Annotated in this window: 18 protein-coding genes and 2 tRNA genes; 7 read left to right on the top strand and 13 right to left on the bottom strand. The window is 64.8% G+C overall.

What is annotated here, in order from left to right; translation table 11 throughout:
- Nucleotides 1-121: 121 nt before the first annotated feature.
- From ACAM51_RS03570 to ACAM51_RS03545, 6 genes are read right to left on the bottom strand one after another with little or no spacing between them, the layout of a single operon-like run.
- Nucleotides 122-715 (bottom strand): TIGR00730 family Rossman fold protein, encoded by a 594-nt coding sequence (locus tag ACAM51_RS03570; RefSeq protein WP_218294491.1) that lies wholly within the window; start codon nt 713-715, stop codon nt 122-124.
- Complete coding sequence (locus ACAM51_RS03565) at nt 708-1,118, bottom strand: diacylglycerol kinase (RefSeq protein ID WP_218294492.1); 411 nt, start codon at nt 1,116-1,118, stop codon at nt 708-710. The genes ACAM51_RS03570 and ACAM51_RS03565 overlap by 8 nt, the downstream gene beginning before the upstream one ends.
- Nucleotides 1,119-1,176: 58 nt before the next feature.
- Entirely contained in the window at nt 1,177-1,731 is a 555-nt protein-coding gene (locus ACAM51_RS03560) for an RDD family protein (RefSeq protein WP_369642751.1), read from the bottom strand.
- A gap of 52 nt (nt 1,732-1,783) precedes the next feature.
- Nucleotides 1,784-2,674, bottom strand: a complete 891-nt coding sequence (locus tag ACAM51_RS03555) for a DUF3106 domain-containing protein (RefSeq protein WP_218340963.1) — start codon at nt 2,672-2,674, stop codon at nt 1,784-1,786.
- A gap of 20 nt (nt 2,675-2,694) precedes the next feature.
- Nucleotides 2,695-3,153, bottom strand: coding sequence for a DUF3619 family protein (locus tag ACAM51_RS03550; RefSeq protein ID WP_218294495.1), 459 nt, complete (start codon nt 3,151-3,153; stop codon nt 2,695-2,697).
- The gene (locus tag ACAM51_RS03545) at nt 3,150-3,719 is read right to left on the bottom strand and encodes an RNA polymerase sigma factor (protein WP_218294496.1); all 570 of its coding nucleotides are present in this window, start codon (nt 3,717-3,719) and stop codon (nt 3,150-3,152) included. The genes ACAM51_RS03550 and ACAM51_RS03545 overlap by 4 nt, the downstream gene beginning before the upstream one ends.
- 294 nt (nt 3,720-4,013) lie before the next feature.
- Here ACAM51_RS03545 and ACAM51_RS03540 point away from each other — a divergent pair, with 294 nt between their 5' ends.
- The 6 genes from ACAM51_RS03540 to pbpG all read left to right on the top strand — a co-directional run bounded on the left by ACAM51_RS03540 (nt 4,014) and on the right by pbpG (nt 11,589).
- Nucleotides 4,014-5,807: an acetolactate synthase 3 catalytic subunit gene (locus ACAM51_RS03540; RefSeq protein WP_369642750.1), complete on the top strand. Its 1,794-nt coding sequence runs from the start codon at nt 4,014-4,016 to the stop codon at nt 5,805-5,807.
- Nucleotides 5,808-5,950: 143 nt separating this feature from the next.
- Nucleotides 5,951-6,442 carry an acetolactate synthase small subunit gene (ilvN, locus tag ACAM51_RS03535; protein WP_218294498.1) on the top strand — a complete coding sequence of 164 codons (492 nt, stop codon included), beginning with the start codon at nt 5,951-5,953 and terminating at the stop codon, nt 6,440-6,442.
- Nucleotides 6,443-6,521: 79 nt separating this feature from the next.
- A complete protein-coding gene (gene ilvC, locus ACAM51_RS03530; RefSeq protein ID WP_218294499.1) occupies nt 6,522-7,538 on the top strand; it encodes a ketol-acid reductoisomerase in 1,017 nt (338 codons plus the stop codon).
- A gap of 273 nt (nt 7,539-7,811) precedes the next feature.
- The gene (gene pssA / locus ACAM51_RS03525) at nt 7,812-8,645 is read left to right on the top strand and encodes a CDP-diacylglycerol--serine O-phosphatidyltransferase (protein ID WP_218294500.1); all 834 of its coding nucleotides are present in this window, start codon (nt 7,812-7,814) and stop codon (nt 8,643-8,645) included.
- 209 nt (nt 8,646-8,854) lie between these two features.
- Complete coding sequence (locus ACAM51_RS03520; protein ID WP_218340965.1) at nt 8,855-10,393, top strand: 2-isopropylmalate synthase; 1,539 nt, start codon at nt 8,855-8,857, stop codon at nt 10,391-10,393.
- Nucleotides 10,394-10,509: 116 nt separating this feature from the next.
- On the top strand, nt 10,510-11,589 hold the full coding sequence (gene pbpG, locus ACAM51_RS03515; RefSeq protein WP_218294502.1) for a D-alanyl-D-alanine endopeptidase: 1,080 nt from the start codon (nt 10,510-10,512) through the stop codon (nt 11,587-11,589).
- 154 nt (nt 11,590-11,743) lie between these two features.
- Here pbpG and ACAM51_RS03510 read toward each other — a convergent pair whose 3' ends face one another.
- From ACAM51_RS03510 to ACAM51_RS03485, 6 genes are all read right to left on the bottom strand, one after another.
- Entirely contained in the window at nt 11,744-12,574 is an 831-nt protein-coding gene (locus ACAM51_RS03510) for an IclR family transcriptional regulator (protein ID WP_218294503.1), read from the bottom strand.
- Between the two features lie 56 nt (nt 12,575-12,630).
- Complete coding sequence (locus ACAM51_RS03505) at nt 12,631-13,377, bottom strand: arginyltransferase (RefSeq protein ID WP_369642749.1); 747 nt, start codon at nt 13,375-13,377, stop codon at nt 12,631-12,633.
- A complete protein-coding gene (aat, locus tag ACAM51_RS03500; protein WP_218294505.1) occupies nt 13,374-14,129 on the bottom strand; it encodes a leucyl/phenylalanyl-tRNA--protein transferase in 756 nt (251 codons plus the stop codon). The genes ACAM51_RS03505 and aat overlap by 4 nt, the downstream gene beginning before the upstream one ends.
- A gap of 128 nt (nt 14,130-14,257) precedes the next feature.
- Nucleotides 14,258-14,333: transfer RNA gene (locus tag ACAM51_RS03495), tRNA-Asn, on the bottom strand.
- 51 nt (nt 14,334-14,384) lie between these two features.
- A tRNA-Asn gene (locus ACAM51_RS03490) sits at nt 14,385-14,460 on the bottom strand.
- 125 nt (nt 14,461-14,585) lie between these two features.
- Nucleotides 14,586-15,008: a YbaN family protein gene (locus ACAM51_RS03485; protein ID WP_369642748.1), complete on the bottom strand. Its 423-nt coding sequence runs from the start codon at nt 15,006-15,008 to the stop codon at nt 14,586-14,588.
- 101 nt (nt 15,009-15,109) lie between these two features.
- Here ACAM51_RS03485 and def point away from each other — a divergent pair, with 101 nt between their 5' ends.
- A complete protein-coding gene (gene def / locus ACAM51_RS03480) occupies nt 15,110-15,649 on the top strand; it encodes a peptide deformylase (RefSeq protein ID WP_218294564.1) in 540 nt (179 codons plus the stop codon).
- Nucleotides 15,650-15,676: 27 nt separating this feature from the next.
- Here def and ACAM51_RS03475 read toward each other — a convergent pair whose 3' ends face one another.
- The gene (locus ACAM51_RS03475) at nt 15,677-16,114 is read right to left on the bottom strand and encodes a universal stress protein (protein WP_218294565.1); all 438 of its coding nucleotides are present in this window, start codon (nt 16,112-16,114) and stop codon (nt 15,677-15,679) included.
- Nucleotides 16,115-16,180 lie beyond the last annotated feature (66 nt).

The raw sequence follows: 16,180 nt of genomic DNA, 5'->3' as shown, positions 1-16,180 counted from the left end.
GACACACAAGGACAAGGCACAAAGCGAAAGGGGCGGAAAACCGCCCCTTTCGCTTTTGTTTTGTTGTGTGGGTGCCGGCAGCGCGATGCGGGGGTGACCCCGTATCCGCGCGGCCCGGCCGTCAGATCACGGCACGCAGCGGCACCGGCGCCTGGCCGGGGCCGGCGGACTGCACCAGCGTGCGCAGCAGCGCGTCGGCATCGGCGGACGCATGCAGCAGTCCCATCTGCCATTCGCCCATGAAGCCGCTGGCCACGCTGTGGTCCAGGAAGCCCATCAGCGCGTCGTAGTAGCCCGCGACATTGAGCAGGCCCAGCGGCTTGTCGTGGTAGCCCAGCTGGCGCCAGGTCCACACCTCGAACAGCTCTTCGAAGGTGCCGATGCCGCCGGGCAGGGCCAGGAAGGCGTCGCTGCGCTCGGCCATCATCGCCTTGCGCTCGTGCATGGTCTGCACGATGTGAAGCTCGTCGCACAGGCGGTTGGCCAGCTCCTTGTCCACCAGCGCCTGCGGAATCACGCCCACCACGCGCCCGCCCGCCACGCGGGTGGCCTCGGCCACCGTGCCCATCAGCCCGCTGCGCCCACCGCCATACACCAGCTGCCCGCCACGTTGGCCGATCCACTGGCCCACGGCCTTGGCGGCCTGGGCGAAGGCCGGGTTCTCGCCAGGGCGCGAGCCGCAGTACACACACACTGAAAATGCCGGTTCAACCATGGAAGATCCTCTGAAAAACAGCCGCGCCCCAGATGCCCATGCACAGCAGCAGCGCCAGCAGCACGGCGGCGCTGCCCATGTCCTTGGCGCGTTTTGAAAGGTCGTGCCATTCGGGGCCGATGCGGTCGATGGCGGTCTCGATGCCGGTGTTGAGCAGCTCCACGATCATCACGATCACCACGGAGCCTGCCAGCAGCGCCACCTCCACCCAGCTGCGCCCCAGCCACAGCGACAGGGGCAGCAGCACCATGGCGGCAATGGCCTCCTGGCGGAACGCCTTTTCGTTCCAGCCCGCGCGCAGGCCTTCCAGCGAATAGCCGGCGGCGTGCCAGATGCGGTTCAGGCCCGAGCGGGCTTTCTGGGGGTTGGCGGGCGCGACGGGCTGCGGCGGAGATAGGGACATGGTCCGGGCATTGTCTCGCACCCGCGTGACAGCTGGCACGGCGAAGGGGTGGCGGGGGCTACTTTTTTGGCAGCTCGAAGTGCACCAGGCGGGTGCCGGCCAGCGCGTCATGCCAGAACTGCCGCTGGGGATGAAACCGGCTCAGGATGGCCCAGATGGCGACCCAGCCGAACAGCAGCACCAGCACCTCGAGGGCGGGCACGCCGAACAGGTAGGCGGCCAGCGGCGGCAGGAACCAGACCCAGCTGAGCAGGTAGCGCAGCAGGGCGCGCGCCTGGGTGATGGGGCGCCCTGCGGTGTCCACCACGCGGATGAGCCAGGTCTTCTGGGCCAGGGTCTGGCCCTTGGCCCAGAACCAGGTGAAATAGATACCAAACACCACGAACAGGAAGGCCTGCAGGGCATGCCGGTTGTCCAGCGCGTGGCGGGTCTGGCTCAGGGTGCCGAACAGGTAGCCTGCGATGAAGACCACCCCGAACATCAGCATGCCCTCGTACAGCCAGCACGCCATGCGGCGCCACAGGTTGGGCGTCGTCGCGCCGATGCCGGCGGCTGAAGGCGCAGGGGAGGCGGGGGCGGCCGGCGGCGTGCGGGCGGGAGGGGAGGCGGTCATTCCAGGGGGCGAAAGCGAGGCAGGAGCAAGGCGGGAAAGGCCGGCCGGCGGTCTACTGAGGATACAGGCCGGAATTGTCGGGTGTGACAATGGGAGCCGGGGCGGCGGGTGCTTCCGCGGAGCCTGCGCCCAGCGGTGCCAGCGCCGCCGGAACCGCCACGGGCACCGAGATGGGCGCGGTCTCCACCACCGTGGAGGCCGGATTCTGCGTGGGCACGCCCGATGCGGGTGGCGCCGCGGGCGTCACCGGCGCTGCCACGCGCGGGAGGCTGTGGTCCAGCACGGGGGGAATCTTGGGCGCATTCGGACGGCTGGGGTTGGCCTGCGTGGCCGCTGGCACCTGGGCCAGTTTCTTGGGCGACACGGGCCGCAGCGCCGTGGCGGCGCCCTTGGGCTTGGGCGCCGCACGGGCCGCCAGGGCGCGTTTTTCTTCCTCGGACAGGGCCAGGTAGGCCTCCCACTGGGCGCGCTTGTCGTCGGGGGCGAGGCGATTGGTGACCGCGTAGTTCAACCGGGCCTGGTTGCGCTGCTGGGCACTCAGGCTGGCCCAGTCCGCCATGCGGTCGTGGAACTTGGCCTGTTCTTCCTCGGGGAGCGCGGAGAAATTGGCCGCCAGCGCGAGCCAGCGGCGTTTTTGCGCCTCGCTGATCAGCGCCCAACGCTCTGCGAGCGGGTACAGCGCCAGCTTCTGGGGCGTGGTCAAGGTCTCCCAGCCCGGACCGGTCTCGACCTGCGGCACCATCGAGGTGCCATGGCGCGTGGGCGAGCGCGCGTTGTTGGGGCTGGCCACGGCCGCTTCCGCGCCGGCGGGCAGCAGGGTGCCGGGTGCCATGCGCATCTGCACCAGCACCTGGCCACCCACCGCCGCGAGCACGCCCAAGAGCGCCAAAGCCAGCACGAAGGCTGGCAGGGCGGGGGAAGCGTCAGAAGGGCTTGGGTGCATGCAGTACGGTGTCGGGCAGCTCAGTTCGGCTGCGCGGAGGTCTTGAGAAATTGTACGAAGCCCGGGTCTGCGTAGGCTGCGGGTGGCAGATCATCGGTCAGCAGCGCGGCATCCACCTCGGCCACGTCATTGGCACTGCTTTCGTCCTGGGCAATGTTGATCACGACCAGGCCCACCACCAGGGCCATCAGGGGAACGGCGGAAACCAGCGCACTCCACCAGCCACCACCTTCACTGCCGCCGCGGCCCAGCGTGGCGCTGCCGCCCGCGCCGTGGATGACGGCCGCAGGGGCCGCCAGCCGCACCGGCACGATGTCTTTCTTGCGCTTGGCCAGCGCCTGCACGCGCGAGGCGCGCAGCCGCTCGGAAATGTCATAAGGCAATTCGGCGGTGCCGCTGGACAACCGCGACGCGACGCGCAGCGCAAAGCGCTCTGCCGCAGCTTCTGCCTGTGTCGATGGGGTCTGTACAGTGTTCATGGCTCGATTCCTTTGGCCTTCAGTGCCTTGCTGAGGGTTTGTATGGCACGAAAACAGTGCGTCTTGACACTGCCTTCGGAGCAGCCCATGGCGGCCGCCGTTTCTGCAACATCCATTTCTTCCCAGTAACGCATGAGGAACGCTTCCCGTTGACGTGGCGGAAGCTCGGCGATTTCAGCCTCGATACCGTGGAAGATCTGCGCCCGGCGGGTCAGATCCTCGGCGCTCTCCGCCCGTTCTCCACCATCCGGTCCTGAATACGCCTCCAGCAGATCAAAATCCATGCCATCTTCGCCGGGGCCCTCGAAGTCGCTCATGCTCGAAAACAGTGCATTGCGGGTCTTCTGGCGCCGGAACCAGTCCAGGGTGCAGTTGGACAGGATCCGCTGGTACAGCATGGGCAGCTCCGCCGCCGGCTTGTCGCCGTAATGCTCCGCCAGCTTGAGCATGCTGTCCTGCACGATGTCGAGCGCCGCTTCCTCATTGCGAACGTGGTAGACCGAACGCTTGAAAGCGCGCTTTTCTACACTTTTGAGGAAGTCGGAGAGTTCTTGTTCGGTTGCCAAGACGGGTCAGCCCGGGAGGGGATCGGTGCCGGTGAGCGCGCAAAAATGTGGCTATCCGGCACGTGGAGCCTTTGATTATCGCATCCGCCGGGGTTTTTTTAGGCTGCCTGCGGTTTTACATGTGTTGCAGTGCGATAATCGCTGCTGCAATTCAAAAGGCAAACGGGTCACGGTCCGGCGCGGCAATCATCCCGCCCATGTCCTTGGCCTCAAGTTCCAAGCTGGCTTCACAAGAGCGCGTGCGAGGGGCACCCAAGGTTTTTCGTCAGAGAAATTCACAAAGGTTGATCGATCATGGAAATCTCCAAGGCTGAACTCACTTCAGCTGCCGCTGCCACGCAGGGCAATGCTTCTCCCGCTTCCGGCTCGCAGGACCTCATGGGTTCTGAGATCCTCATCAAGTCGCTCCAGGCCGAGAACGTCCAGTACATCTGGGGCTATCCCGGCGGCGCCGTCCTCTACATCTACGACGCGCTCTACAAGCAAGACACCATCCAGCACGTGCTGGTGCGCCACGAACAGGCCGCCGTGCACGCCGCCGACGGCTATGCGCGCGCCACCGGCGAAGTCGGCGTGGCCCTGGTCACTTCGGGCCCCGGCCTGACCAATGCGGTCACCGGCATCGCCACCGCGTACATGGATTCGATCCCCATGGTGATCATCTCCGGCCAGGTGCCCACGCCCGCCATCGGGCTGGACGCCTTCCAGGAGTGCGACACGGTCGGTATCACCCGCCCCATCGTCAAGCACAACTTCCTCGTCAAGGACCCGCGCGATCTGGCCATGACGATGAAGAAGGCCTTCCACATCGCCCGCACCGGCCGCCCCGGCCCCGTGGTGGTGGACGTGCCCAAGGACGTTTCGTTCAAGAAGGTGCCCTACAGCGGCTACCCGCAGTCGGTGGAAATGCGCTCGTACAACCCCGTGCGCAAGGGCCACGGCGGCCAGATCCGCAAGGCGCTGCAGTTGCTGCTGGCTGCCAAGCGCCCCTACATCTACACCGGCGGCGGCGTGCTGCTGGGCAATGCCACCAATGAGCTGCGCACGCTGGTGGACATGCTGGGCTATCCGGTCACCAACACGCTGATGGGCCTGGGCGCCTATCCCGCGTCGGACCGCAAGTTCCTGGGCATGCTGGGCATGCACGGCACCATCGAGGCCAACAACGCGATGCAGAACTGCGACGTGCTGCTGGCCGTGGGCGCGCGCTTCGACGACCGCGTGATCGGCAACCCCAAGCATTTCGCGCAGAACGACCGCAAGATCATCCACGTGGACATCGACCCGTCGAGTATCTCCAAGCGCGTGAAGGTGGACATCCCGATCGTCGGCGACGTGAAGGACGTGCTCACCGAGCTGATCTCCATGATCCGCGAGAGCAGCACGCGCCCTGACGCGGGTGCTCTGGCCGCCTGGTGGGACACCATCGAAGGCTGGCGCAAGCGCGATTGCCTCAAGTACAGCATGGGCAGCAGCGACGTCATCAAGCCACAGTATGTGGTCGAGACGCTGTGGAACATGACCAAGGATGCGGACACCTACATCACGTCCGACGTGGGCCAGCACCAGATGTGGGCCGCGCAGTACTACCGTTTCGACGAGCCGCGCCGCTGGATCAACTCCGGCGGCCTGGGCACCATGGGCGTGGGCATTCCCTACGCCATGGGCATCAAGCTGGCCAAGCCGGACTCCGAGGTCTTCTGCATCACGGGCGAAGGCTCGGTGCAGATGAACATCCAGGAGCTGTCCACCTGCCTGCAGTACAACACGCCGATCAAGATCTGCTCGCTGAACAACCGCTACCTGGGCATGGTGCGCCAGTGGCAGGAGATCGAATATTCCGGCCGCTACAGCCACAGCTACATGGACGCGCTGCCCAACTTCGTGAAGCTGGCCGAGGCCTACGGCCATGTGGGCATGCTCATCGAGCATCCCAAGGACGTGGAGCCCGCGCTGCGCGAAGCCCGCAAGCTCAAGGACCGCACGGTGTTCATGGACTTCCGCACCGACCCCACCGAGAACGTGTTCCCGATGGTGCAGGCCGGCAAGGGCATCACCGAAATGCTGCTGGGGTCGGAAGACCTTTAAGCAAAATCGGGCTCCAGCGCTTGATTGGCAAGCGCAAGCAGCTATCAATTTGATAGCTATCACTTTTTGACGAATCTATTGCCTGCCAAGCCCGTGCATTACCGTGCACGGGGGAGGGCAGCGAAAAGAGGAATCTCTTCATCATGAAACACATCATTGCCGTTCTGCTGGAAAACGAACCCGGCGCGCTCTCGCGCGTGGTGGGCCTGTTCTCCGCCCGTGGCTACAACATCGAATCGCTCACCGTGGCGCCCACCGAGGATCCATCGCTCTCGCGCATGACGATCCAGACCACGGGCTCCGACGACGTGATCGAGCAGATCACCAAGCACCTGAACCGCCTCATCGAGGTGGTCAAGGTGGTCGACCTCACCGAAGGCGCCTACACCGAGCGCGAGCTCATGATGGTGAAGGTGCGCGCCGTAGGCAAGGAGCGCGAGGAGATGAAGCGCATGGCCGACATCTTCCGTGGCCGCATCATCGACGTGACCGAGAAGAGCTACACCATCGAGCTCACCGGCGACCAGGGAAAGAACGATGCCTTCCTGCAGGCCATCGACCGCACGGCCATCCTGGAAACCGTGCGCACCGGTGCCAGCGGCATCGGCCGAGGCGAACGCATCCTGCGTGTCTGAAAAGGCGCCTGAGCGCTTTCCAGGACAATACCCCGTTTTATTTTTCAACCCGAACAACGCATTTCAACCGGAGCAACCCATGAAAGTTTTCTACGACAAAGACTGTGACCTGAGCCTGATCAAGGGCAAGACCGTTGCCATCATCGGCTACGGCTCGCAGGGCCACGCCCATGCACAGAACCTGAACGACAGCGGCGTGAAGGTCGTGGTCGGCCTGCGCAAGGGCGGTGCCTCGTGGGACAAGGTTGGCAAGGCCGGCCTGAACGTGATGGAAGTGAACGACGCCGTCAAGGCCGCCGACGTGGTCATGATCCTGCTGCCCGACGAGCAGATCGCCGAGGTCTACACCAACAACGTGGCCCCGAACATCAAGCAGGGTGCCTCGCTGGCCTTTGCCCACGGCTTCAACGTGCACTACAACCAGGTCGTGCCCCGTGCCGACCTGGACGTGTGGATGGTCGCTCCCAAGGCCCCTGGCCATACTGTGCGCAACACCTACACCCAGGGCGGCGGCGTGCCCCACCTGGTGGCCGTGCACCAGGACAAGTCCGGCAAGGCCCGCGACCTGGCCCTGTCGTACGCCATGGCCAATGGTGGCGGCAAGGCCGGCATCATCGAGACCAACTTCAAGGAAGAAACCGAGACCGACCTGTTCGGCGAGCAGGCCGTGCTGTGCGGCGGCGCCGTTGAGCTGATCAAGATGGGCTATGAAACCCTGGTCGAAGCCGGCTATGCCCCCGAGATGGCCTACTTCGAATGCCTGCACGAACTCAAGCTCATCGTGGACCTGATCTACGAAGGCGGGATCGCCAACATGAACTACTCGATCTCGAACAACGCCGAGTACGGCGAGTACGTGACCGGCCCCGAAGTGATCAACGAGCAGTCGCGCGCCGCCATGCGCAATGCCTTGAAGCGCATCCAGAACGGCGACTACGCCAAGATGTTCATCCAGGAAGGCCGCCTGAACTACCCGAGCATGACGGCCCGCCGCCGCAACACCGCCGACCACAGCATCGAAGTGGTGGGCGGCAAGCTGCGCGCCATGATGCCCTGGATCGCCAAGAACAAGCTGGTCGACCAGACCCGCAACTGATCTCCTGTGCGAAGCACGAAAAGGCCACTTCACAGTGGCCTTTTTTGTTGCCGGGCCAACCCCTGGCGCAAAGCCCGCCCGCTACTTGGGAGCGCGCTCACCTGTGCCGGGGGCTGGGGCGCTTCCTTTGGCGGGACGCCGTGTTGGCAGGCGCTACACTGCGGCCTTCGCCTTTTGCGCGTGCGGCGCGCCGCCTGTTCCGTGGGTCAGGGTTGAAAACTATAAATTTAATAGCAGCTTGCGCAATATAGGCAAGCGCTGGAGGTCTATTTGATGCATGACGGCAATGAATCCACCGACAACCCCGGTGTGATGGTGCGCAAGCGGCGCAAAGGCATCTACATCCTGCCCAACCTGTTCACGCTGGCGGCCCTGTTCGGTGGTTTCTATTCGATCGTGATGGCCATGAACGGCCGGTTCGACATGGCGGCGGTGGGCGTCTTCTGCGCCATGGTGCTGGACAGCCTGGACGGACGCGTTGCGCGCATGACCAATACGCAGAGCGCGTTTGGCGAGCAGATGGATTCGCTGTCCGACATGGTCTCGTTTGGAGCGGCGCCCGCGCTGATCGCCTATGAGTGGTCGCTCCAGGGCCTGGGCCGGTGGGGCTGGATCGCCGCGTTCGTGTACTGCGCCTGCGCGGCCTTGCGCCTTGCGCGCTTCAATGTGAATACCAGCGTGGTGGACAAGCGCTACTTCCAGGGGCTGCCTTCGCCAGCCGCCGCTGCCCTGGTGGCCGGCTTCATCTGGCTCATGACGGAGCTGGGGGTGCATCCGGGAGAAGACCTGTGGCTGACCTGGACGCAGACCACCTGGGTCATGTTCGCCTTCACGCTGTATGCGGGACTCACCATGGTGACCAACGTGCCGTTCTACAGCTTCAAGGACGTGCAGATGAAGAAGAGCGTGCCCTTTGCCGCCATCGTGCTGATAGCGCTGGGCATCGCGGTCATCAACATCCATCCCCCCATCGTGCTTTTCGGCGTGTTCGTCTGCTATGGGCTGAGCGGCTACGGCGTCTATGCCTGGCGCAAGGCCAAGGGCCAGCACAGCAGCGTGATCAGCACGTCGACCGATGAACCCGATGAGCGCGGACTCCACAAGTGACCACGGCGGCGGGTTGTGACTTGTGCTACATTGCATCGCATGAACACGTTTGCACTGGCCCTACTGCTACCTCCCCACGGGCGGAGACAGTAAGCGCACGCGCACACTTTTTCCACACAGGCCCGTATGCACCCGCAACGGGCCTTTTGTTTTGGGCGCCAGATTTTTGACGTTGCGGGAACCCCACCCACCGATACCAGGAGAACAACATGGCTGACAAACTGATCATTTTCGACACCACCTTGCGCGATGGCGAGCAATCCCCCGGCGCCTCGATGACCAAGGACGAGAAGCTGCGCATCGCGCGCCAGCTCGAGCGCCTGAAGGTGGACGTGATCGAAGCCGGTTTCGCGGCCAGCTCCAACGGCGACTTCGAAGCCGTGCAGGCCATCGCCAATGCGATCAGGGAATCGACCATCTGCTCGCTGTCGCGCGCCAACGACCGCGACATCGCGCGCGCGGCGGAGGCCCTGGCGGGCGCCAACAGCGCGCGCATCCATACCTTCATCGCCACGAGCCCGCTGCACATGGAGAAGAAGCTGCGCATGACGCCCGAACAGGTGCTGGAGCAGGCCAAGCAGTCGGTGCGTTTCGCCCGCAACCTGGTGGCCGACATCGAGTTCAGCCCCGAGGATGGCTACCGCAGCGATCCCGATTTCCTGTGCCGCGTGCTGGAGGCAGTGATCGCGGAGGGCGCCACCACCATCAACGTGCCCGACACCGTGGGCTACGCCATCCCCGAGCTCTATGGCAACTTCATCAAGACGCTGCGCGAGCGCATCCCCAACAGCGACAAGGCCGTTTGGTCCGTGCACTGCCACAACGACCTGGGCATGGCGGTGGCCAACTCGCTCGCTGGCGTGAAGATCGGCGGTGCGCGCCAGGTGGAGTGCACGATCAACGGCCTGGGCGAGCGCGCGGGCAACTGCTCGCTCGAAGAGGTGGTGATGGCGGTCAAGACCCGCCGGGACTATTTCAACCTCGACCTCAACATCGACACGCAGCACATCGTGGCCGCCAGCCGCATGGTCAGCCAGACCACCGGTTTCGTGGTGCAGCCCAACAAGGCCGTGGTGGGCGCCAACGCGTTCGCACATGCCTCGGGCATCCACCAGGATGGCGTGCTCAAGGCGCGCGACACCTACGAGATCATGCGCGCCGAGGACGTGGGCTGGAGCGCCAACAAGATCGTGCTGGGCAAGCTGAGCGGCCGCAATGCCTTCAAGCAGCGCTTGCAGGAACTGGGCGTGAGCCTGGAGAGCGAAACCGAGGTCAATACGGCGTTCACCCGCTTCAAGGAGTTGGCGGACCGCAAGAGCGAAATCTTCGATGAGGACATCCTGGCGCTGGTCAGCGACGAGAGCGTGACCAGCGAGAAGGAGCAGTACGGCTTTGTCTCCCTTTTTCAGCAGAGCGAAACGGGTGAGCACCCCCGCGCGCGCATCGTCTTCACGGTCGACGGCCATGAAGTGCGCGGCGAATCCGAAGGCAACGGCCCCGTGGACGCCTCGCTCAAGGCCATTGAATCGCACGTCAAGAGCGGGGCGGAGATGGTGCTGTACTCGGTCAATGCCATCAGCGGCTCGACCGAGAGCCAGGGCGAGGTCACGGTGCGCCTGCAAAACAGCGGCCGCGTGGTCAATGGCGTGGGCGCGGATCCGGACATCGTGGTGGCTTCGGCCAAGGCATACCTCAGCGCGCTGAACAAGTTACAAAGTAAAGCTGACCGGGTGGCTGCACAAGGTTGAATGAACAATTTATAATTTCATTCACTTTCTCGGAAAGTCGCGCAAGGCATTGATCTTGCGCGACTTTTTTTGATTCTGTACACTGCTCAACACCTATTACCGTTTGGAGCACTTTGATGCACCATCGCCACCGCGCCGCAGTGAGCCGTTTCTTTCAAATTTTGAGCGTTGTCGCCGTGAGCGCCGTCCTGGCTGCCCCGGCCGCGCACGCAGGCGAGCGCAAGAAAGCCTCGGACAAAAAACAGCAGATCAGCACGGCCACTGCCAAACGGGGCGTTGCGCCCCGCAAGGTGGCTGCTGCCTCCACCAGGGCCGTGCGCGTGACGGCCAAGACCTCCAAGGCAGCCACCCGCGTGGCGTTCGTGCCGGCCAAGCAGTCCTTCGGGCAGATGGCGGGCCTGCACGAGGTCAACGATCCATTGGATCTGAAGTCGAGTGTGGCCCTGGTCATCGACCAGGACACGCACGAGGTCCTGCTGAGCAAGAATGACCATGCGGTGCTGCCCATCGCGTCCCTGACCAAGCTCATGACCGGGATGCTCATTTCCCAGGCCAAGCTGCCGATGGATGAACCGATCACCATCACGCAGGACGACGTCGATACGGAAAAGGGCAGCCGCTCGCGCCTGACGGTGGGTTCCACGCTGACCCGGGGCGAGATGCTGCATCTGGCCCTCATGTCCAGCGAGAACCGGGCTGCGCATGCGCTGGGCCGTACCTACCCTGGTGGCCTGGAGGCTTTCGTGGCGCAGATGAACGCCAAGGCCCGTTTGCTGGGCATGACCGACACCCGCTATGTGGAGCCCACGGGGCTGTCCAGCCGCAACCAGTCCAGCGCCCGGGACCTGGCCACCTTGGTGAATGTGGCGCACAGCGATCCCTTGCTGCGCGAGCTGTCCACGTCTCCGGGCTATGAGGTGGCCGTGGGCCCGAGAACGCTGCAGTACAACAATACCAACGGGCTGGTAAAGAACCCCACCTGGGATATCGGACTGCAAAAGACGGGCTATATCTCCGAGGCGGGCCGCTGCCTTGTGATGCAGACGCAGATCGCCGGGCGCAAGCTCATCATGGTGTTTCTGGATTCCGCGGGCAAGTTCAGCCGGCTGGGGGATGCGGAGCGCGTGCGCCACTGGGTGGAGTCGATGCCATCCCTGGCGACCCCGTTGCAGGCCCGGGCCGGAAGCAATGGCTAGCCGATAGCGGCAGCTAGCTTCCCGCGCCAGCGGCCCCGCCGGGGCCGTGGTGCCATCGAAGCGCATTGATCATCCATGGGCCGACCAGGCATTACCCGCCTGTGTCGGCTTTTTCATTTCATGCGTGGTGGCTTCTGGGGTCGTGGTGCGCCGCTCAGCGAAGGCCTGCACGCAAGCCGGCTTCGCTGGATGCCGATGCCTCGGTGCTGGTGGGTACGTGGCCCAGCGCGAGCGAGATCTCGTTGGCCGTGGCTTGCAATTTGGGCAGCCACCCTTCGTCCAGCCGGTCCGCCGGGGCCGATATCGACAGACCCGCCACCAGCTTGCCCTGGTCGTCATAGACGCCGGCGGCCATGCAGCGCACGCCCAGCTCCAGTTCCTCGTTGTCGCGGGCAATCCCGTACTGCCGTGCCTTGGCGAGTTCGCGCTCAAGGTTGGGCAGCTGGGTGATGCTGTTGCGCGTGTGTCCCGCCAGCCCGGTGCGCGTGGCGTAGGCCCGCACGCGCTGGGGATCGTCCAGGGCCAGGAAGAGCTTGCCCGTCGATGTCAGGTGCAGGGGGGCGCGCCCGCCGATGGCGCGTACCACCTGCATGCCCGAGCGCTCGCTGTAGGCGCGCTCCACGTAGACAATCTCATCCCCCTGCCGCATGCTCAGATTGACCGGTTGCTGGATCAGCTTGTGCAGGTTGCGCATGGGGGTCAGGGCGGCATCGCGCACGCTCAGGCGCGCCTTGACGAGGTTGCCCAGTTCCAGCAGGCGCATGCCCAGCCGGTAGCTGCCGGATTCCGGCCGGTCCACGAAGCGGCCGATCGTGAGGTCGTTCAGGATGCGGTGCGTGGTGGAGGGGTGCAGCCCCGTCTTCTCGCTGATTTCCTTGAGGGAGATCGCCTCCTCGCGCGACGCCAGCACATCGATCAGCGTAAACATGCGTTCAAGCACCTGAACGCTGGGTTTGGCAGGAATGCTGGGATCGATTTTTTTCATGGGCGGCGATGCAATGAGGGCCGCAGCATTTTATCTTGTGAAATTCAATCCTGCATTCAGGCGCCTTGTTCGGCGCGGTGCCACGCGCCATCGGTGCGGACTTCGTGGGGGTGAAAGCGGGCCTTGTAGTTCATCTTGGGGCTGGCTTCGATCCAGTAGCCCAGATAGACATGGGGGAGCCCCAGGGAGCGCGCCTGCGCGATCTGCCACATCACGTTGTAGGTACCGTAGCTGCAGTGGGGCTCGGGCTCGTAGAAGGTGTAGACCGCGGAAAGCCCGTCGTCGAGCACATCCAGGATGGATACCATCTTGAGCGCGCCGGGCTCGCCGCTGGCATCCGTTTCGCGGAACTCCACGAGGCGCGAATTCACCCGGCTTTGCAGCAGGAACTGGGTGTACTGGTCGATGCTGTCATGGTCCATGCCGCCGCCCGCGTGGCGGCCATTCTGGTAGCGCAGGTAGAGCTGGTAGTGCTCGGGCACGAAGCACAGGCGCAGCACGCGCGCCTGCAGGCCGCCATGTCGAACGGTCGCTCGCCGCTGGCTTCGATCGGGTTGGAACTCATTCACGAGCACGCGCAGCGGAGTGCAGGCCTGGCAGCCATCGCAGTAGGGACGGTAGGTGAACATGCCGCTGCGCCGGAACCCCTTGGCGACGAGGTCGGAATACACGTCGCTCTGAATCAGGTGGCTGGGCGTGGCCACCTGCGACCGAGCCTGTCTGTCCGGCAGGTAGCTGCAGGGGTAGGGGGCTGTCGCATAGAACTGCAGGGTTTGCAGTGGAAGGTCGTTGAGTTGCGTCATGCCGTGGACACGGTGGAGGGCAGCAGCCCGTTCCAGTATACGGGGTCGAAGGCCCAGGGCGGTGGCGGAAGGTGCTGGGTCTTCTGGATCTCGGCCAGGAACTGCGCGCGGGGAATCTCCCGGGCTCCCAGGGAGGCGAGGTGGCGCGTGTTCTGCTGGCAGTCGATCATCGCAACGCCGTGGTGGCGGCACAGGCCCACCAGGGCCGCGAGCGCGATCTTCGATGCGTCCGTGGCGTGGGCGAACATCGATTCGCCGAACACTGCCTGGCCGAGGGCCACGCAGTACAGGCCGCCCACCAGCCGTCCTTCAACCCAGGTCTCGACGCTGTGGGCATACCCTGCCGCATGGAGGCGGATGTAGGCTTCGATCATCTCGGGCACGATCCAGGTGCCCACTTGGCCATCGCGTTCCTTGGTGGCGCAGGCCGTGATGACTTCCCGGAAAGCATGGTCCACGCGGATCTGGCAGGCTGCATCGGTGCGGAATGCCTGCAGCGTCCTGCGCAGGGAGCGGTGCAGCCTGAACTCCGCGGTGGGCAGCACCATGCGGGGATCGGGGGCCCACCACAGGATGGGCTGCCCCGGGCCGTACCAGGGAAAGGTGCCCTGGGCGTATGCCGCCCGCAACTGCGCCACCGCCAGCGCGCCACCTGCCGCCAGGAGCCCGGGTGCGGGGTCCTGCGGTCCCCATGCGGTCGCGGGATGCGGCAAACGGTCTTCGGGTTCCAGCCAGGGCAATTGCGGGGGCATGGGATGGTGCGCGGGTAAACAACAACGACAAAGGGACTGACTTATTGTCCGGCAACCCGGGCGTGCGCGGCGCAGATGAAGCCGGCGACAAAAAGCCCACCATGCGTGGGCATGGTGGGCTTTCTGAGTGGCTCCTCGACCTGGGCTCGAACCAGGGACCTACGGATTAACAGTCCGGCGCTCTACCGACTGAGCTATCGAGGAATGATCGGTATGTAAAAGGCCCCGCGTACACATGCAGGGCCTGCAAATTCTTGGCTCCTCGACCTGGGCTCGAACCAGGGACCTACGGATTAACAGTCCGGCGCTCTACCGACTGAGCTATCGAGGAACAAGACTTAGATTATATACATAAAAAATGGGCTCCAGCCGCTTCGCGGATGTGCCCGACGATTTGCACGGTGCCCCGGCCGGGAGTGCGGGGCGCATGCCTGGCTGTAGATGCTGCCCATTCGCTCACTGCGGCTCGGGCCTGCGCCACAGCCAGGCCAGCACGCACGCCATGCAGGTGATGGCGAGCACGGCGATCCAGGTGCGCGTGCCCGTCGCAAACAGCACGATCCCACTCAGCGCCATGAGGCACGTGGCGCTCCATTTGGCGCGCCGGCTCACGCAGCCTCCCTGGGCCCAGTTGCGCAAGAGCGGGCCGAACAGGCGGTGGTTCCAGAGCCAGCGGTACAGCCGGGGCGAACTGCGGGCCGCAGCCCATGCCGCCATGAGAATGAACACCGTGGTGGGCAGCCCGGGAACGATGACGCCGATGATGCCCATCGCCAGGCACGCCACGGCAAAGACCAGCAGCAGCCAGCGGGCGGGCCATGGCAAGGGACGCAGGGGCGGGGCCGTGTCGGTGGAGGCCTGGTCTGGAGGAGAGTCCATGCCGGTATTGTGAATGGGCGCGCCGCTGCGCGGCGCGCCGACACGCGCTATGCTGCCGCAGGCTGGCGCGCGCCAGCCGCTTTCGCAGAAATTTCACACCGATGACCATCCACACCATCCTGAAGATGGGCGATCCGCGCCTGCTGCGCGTTGCCCAGCCCGTGACTGCATTCGATACAGACGATCTTCATCTTCTGGTGCGGGACATGTTCGACACCATGCGCTCCGTCAATGGGGCGGGGCTTGCCGCGCCGCAGATCGGCGTGGATCTGCAGCTCGTGATCTTTGGCTCCGGCGAACGCAATCCGCGCTACCCCGAGCGTCCGGTGATTCCTCCCACCGTCCTGCTCAATCCCGTCATCACGCCGCTGGGCGATGAAGAAGAGGAGGACTGGGAAGGCTGCCTTTCCGTGCCGGGGCTGCGCGGCAAGGTCCCCCGGTGGGCGCGCATCCGCTACACGGGGTTCGATCCTTACGGCGACCGCATAGACCGCACGGTGGACGGCTTTCATGCCCGTGTGGTGCAGCACGAGTGCGACCACCTCGTTGGCAAGCTGTACCCGATGCGGGTGCGCGATTTCACGCAGTTCGGCTTCACGGAAGTGCTCTTCCCCGATATCAGCGCCGCCGAGGACGACTGACGGGTGGAACCAGCGCCCGCTTTGGGGTCAACGGTGCACGAGCACCGGGATCTTGCTGTGCGTGAGGACCTTGAGGGTCTCGCTTCCCAGCAGGATGCCCTGGAGGCCGCGGCGGCCATGCGAGGCCATCAGGATCAGGTCGCAGCCCTGCGCGTGCGCGGCGTCGATGATGGCTTCGTACGGATGGTCGCTGATGCTGGTCAGGGTGTCGCAGGGCACGCTGTACTGTGCCGCGGTCTCCCGGATGTAGTTCAGGACCTCCTCGGCCCTCGCCCGGGCCTGGTCTTCCTGGCTCTTGCGCGTGTGTTCCAGCATGGCGGTGTGGTACGCAAGTGCATGGAATTCGGGCAGGGCATAAAAGCCGGTGACCTTGGCGTGGGCTTCGCGGGCAAAGCGCATGCCGCGCAGGATGGCCGCTTCCGACAGCGCCGTACCGTCGGAGGGCATCAGGATGTGCTTGTACATGCTGGCTCCTTGGGGGCTGCGTGGGCAGTCCCGGCAGGGCGCCGGGTCGCCTGCCCGGGTGCGGTG

Source organism: Acidovorax sp. A79, assembly GCF_041154505.1.
Taxonomy (GTDB): domain Bacteria; phylum Pseudomonadota; class Gammaproteobacteria; order Burkholderiales; family Burkholderiaceae_C; genus Acidovorax.
Note: the sequence above shows the minus strand (reverse complement) of the source record. Positions and strands in the feature narration are given on the sequence as shown.

Excerpts from the sequence above, each read along its gene's own strand:
- ACAM51_RS03565 (WP_218294492.1), bottom strand. The coding sequence starts at position 1,118 with ATGTCCCTATCTCCGCCGCAGCCCGTCGCGCCCGCCAACCCCCAGAAA.
- ACAM51_RS03475 (WP_218294565.1), bottom strand. The coding sequence starts at position 16,114 with ATGTACAAGCACATCCTGATGCCCTCCGACGGTACGGCGCTGTCGGAA.
- ACAM51_RS03520 (WP_218340965.1), top strand. The coding sequence starts at position 8,855 with ATGGCTGACAAACTGATCATTTTCGACACCACCTTGCGCGATGGCGAG.
- ACAM51_RS03570 (WP_218294491.1), bottom strand. The coding sequence starts at position 715 with ATGGTTGAACCGGCATTTTCAGTGTGTGTGTACTGCGGCTCGCGCCCT.
- ACAM51_RS03555 (WP_218340963.1), bottom strand. The coding sequence starts at position 2,674 with ATGCACCCAAGCCCTTCTGACGCTTCCCCCGCCCTGCCAGCCTTCGTG.
- ilvC (WP_218294499.1), top strand. The coding sequence starts at position 6,522 with ATGAAAGTTTTCTACGACAAAGACTGTGACCTGAGCCTGATCAAGGGC.
- ACAM51_RS03550 (WP_218294495.1), bottom strand. The coding sequence starts at position 3,153 with ATGAACACTGTACAGACCCCATCGACACAGGCAGAAGCTGCGGCAGAG.
- ACAM51_RS03540 (WP_369642750.1), top strand. The coding sequence starts at position 4,014 with ATGGAAATCTCCAAGGCTGAACTCACTTCAGCTGCCGCTGCCACGCAG.
- ACAM51_RS03505 (WP_369642749.1), bottom strand. The coding sequence starts at position 13,377 with ATGACGCAACTCAACGACCTTCCACTGCAAACCCTGCAGTTCTATGCG.
- aat (WP_218294505.1), bottom strand. The coding sequence starts at position 14,129 with ATGCCCCCGCAATTGCCCTGGCTGGAACCCGAAGACCGTTTGCCGCAT.
- ACAM51_RS03485 (WP_369642748.1), bottom strand. The coding sequence starts at position 15,008 with ATGGACTCTCCTCCAGACCAGGCCTCCACCGACACGGCCCCGCCCCTG.
- ilvN (WP_218294498.1), top strand. The coding sequence starts at position 5,951 with ATGAAACACATCATTGCCGTTCTGCTGGAAAACGAACCCGGCGCGCTC.
- pssA (WP_218294500.1), top strand. The coding sequence starts at position 7,812 with ATGCATGACGGCAATGAATCCACCGACAACCCCGGTGTGATGGTGCGC.
- def (WP_218294564.1), top strand. The coding sequence starts at position 15,110 with ATGACCATCCACACCATCCTGAAGATGGGCGATCCGCGCCTGCTGCGC.
- ACAM51_RS03510 (WP_218294503.1), bottom strand. The coding sequence starts at position 12,574 with ATGAAAAAAATCGATCCCAGCATTCCTGCCAAACCCAGCGTTCAGGTG.
- ACAM51_RS03560 (WP_369642751.1), bottom strand. The coding sequence starts at position 1,731 with ATGACCGCCTCCCCTCCCGCCCGCACGCCGCCGGCCGCCCCCGCCTCC.
- pbpG (WP_218294502.1), top strand. The coding sequence starts at position 10,510 with ATGCACCATCGCCACCGCGCCGCAGTGAGCCGTTTCTTTCAAATTTTG.